Source organism: Microvirga sp. P4_G7, from assembly GCF_056401005.1.
The window spans coordinates 1-2,138 of the sequence record NZ_JBFUKD010000634.1; the positions used below are offsets into that span (position 1 = coordinate 1).

General features: G+C 60.7%; 3 protein-coding genes. All 3 read left to right on the top strand.

What is annotated here, in order from left to right; all coding sequences use genetic code 11:
- Positions 1 to 268 (top strand): Lrp/AsnC ligand binding domain-containing protein (locus tag AC1DT3_RS18895; protein ID WP_477466758.1); only part of this gene is annotated, 268 nt, incomplete at its 5' end.
- Positions 269 to 399: 131 nt separating this feature from the next.
- Positions 400 to 1,452 carry an ABC transporter substrate-binding protein gene (locus tag AC1DT3_RS18900; protein ID WP_477466759.1) on the top strand — a complete coding sequence of 351 codons (1,053 nt, stop codon included), beginning with the start codon at positions 400 to 402 and terminating at the stop codon, positions 1,450 to 1,452.
- A 73-nt stretch (positions 1,453 to 1,525) separates the two neighbouring features.
- On the top strand, positions 1,526 to 2,138 hold a 613-nt coding region (locus tag AC1DT3_RS18905; protein ID WP_477466760.1), incomplete at its 3' end, for an ABC transporter ATP-binding protein.

Genomic DNA, 2,138 nt, shown 5'->3' on the forward strand with positions numbered 1-2,138 from the left:
GCTTCTGGTCTTCGTCGAGGTGTCGCTCGACAAGACGACACCGGATGTTTTCGAGAAGTTCGCGGAGGCCGTACGTCGTGCGCCGGAAGTCCTCGAATGCCACATGGTGGCGGGTGGCTTCGATTACCTCGTAAAGACCCGCGTCGCCGATATGGCGGCCTATCGCCATTTCCTCGGTGAGATCTTGCTGGCGCTGCCGGGCGTCAAGGAAACGCGCACCTATGCGGTGATGGAGGAGGTTAAGAGCGACGGTCTGCTTCCTGTCTAGCTGCAATGCCTCCGCAACGGGCAGAATTCGCCTCTCCCTTCGGCAATCGTCCCTTGAAGCGGGTGCATCATTTTGGTTGCATGGTGGCGAACAGTGGAAGGACGCGAAAATCGCGTCGGGGAGGATCAACCATGTCGCGTCGCTTGTCGGTGAACCGAAGAGCCGTCCTGAAGTCTCTCAGCTTGGCGACAGGGTTGGGCCTTTGTACGCTCATGCCGACAACGGCGGCCCTCGCGCAGACACCTGTGCGCTTCAGCCTCGATTGGCGCTGGGAGGGACCCGCAGCTCCGTTCGCCGTCGCTCTCGACAAGGGTTACTTCAAGGCCGAGGGACTCGACGTCACGATCGATCCCGCCGCCGGATCCCGCGAACCGATCTCGCGCGTCGCATCTGGAACTTACGACGTCGGCTTCGGCGACGTGAACTCGCTCGTGCGGTTCCGGGACGAGAATTCCGGAACGGACATCAAAGCGGTGATGATGATCTACGACAAGCCGCCCTTCGCCATCATCGGGCGCAAGAGTCGTGGCATTTCGACGGAGGTCGCAAGCCTGCAAGGCAAGAAATTCGGCGCACCCGCCGCCGACGGGGCCTACGCGCAATGGCCCATCTTCAAGACCGTCAACAAGATCGACGATTCCTCGATGAAGTTCGAGAATGTCGGCTTTCCCGTCCGGGAACCGATGCTGGCGCAAGGCGAGGTCGACGCGGTGTTCGGCTTCTCCATGTCGTCCTACATCAATCTGAAGTCACGGGGCGTACCGCAGGAAGACATCGTCGTTCTGCTGATGAGCGATTACGGCGTCGATCTCTATGGCAACGCGATCATGATCTCACCAAAATTCGCGGCCGAGAAGCCAGAGGCCGTCAAGGGGTTGCTGCGGGCGATCATGAAGGGTGTGCAGGACACCGTGAAGGATCCGGCGAGCGCAGTCGATTCCGTGATCAAGCGCAATGACGTGGCGAAGAAGGACGTCGAACTCGAGCGTCTGAAGATGGTGCTCGATCTGAACATGCTGACGCCATGGGTGAAGGCGAATGGTTACGGCGGAATCGACAAGACGCGCTTTGAGAAAGCACTCGATCAGATCGGACTGACATTCACCTACAAGAATAAGCCGAAGACCGAGGACGTGTTCACCGATCAATATCTGCCGCCCGCCGACCAGCGGAAGGTGAACTGACCGGCGCCGTTCCGAGAGACGCGCCTCGCGTCGGCTCTCGACGTCGACGTTGAAATGTCCCCTGCCCGGAGCCATGCCCTTGCCCGCTTTCGTCGACATTCATGACGTGACGCACGTCTACGCGCGAGCGGAAGACAGCGCTCCGGCCGTGGCGGGACTGAATCTCAAGGTGAACGAAGGCGAGTTCGCCGCGATCGTCGGGCCGTCCGGATGCGGCAAGTCCACCTTGATGAAGCTCGCGACGGGATTGCAGTTTCCCCGACAAGGCACCGTCATCGTCGCCGATCGTCATGTCAGCGCGCCGGTGAAGCTTGCGGGGATGGCGTTTCAGAACCCCACGATGTTGCCGTGGCGCACGACGCTCGACAACATTCTGCTGCCGTTGGAAATCGTCGAACCGCACCGCTCGCGGTTGCGCAAGGAGCGCAAGGCCTACGTCGAGAAGGCTGAGGCGCTGTTGGCGCAGGTGGGGCTGAAGGGGCAGGGGTCCAAATACCCGTGGCAATTGTCCGGCGGAATGCAGCAGCGCGCCTCGTTGTGCCGGGCGTTGGTCCATGAACCGAAGCTGCTGATGCTCGACGAGCCGTTCGGGGCGCTCGACGCATTCACGCGCGAAGAACTATGGTGCGTGATCCGTGATCTCCATGCGGCCCAAAAATTCACGGTCATTTTGGTGACCCATGATT

Excerpts from the sequence above, each read along its gene's own strand:
- AC1DT3_RS18900 (WP_477466759.1), top strand. The coding sequence starts at position 400 with ATGTCGCGTCGCTTGTCGGTGAACCGAAGAGCCGTCCTGAAGTCTCTC.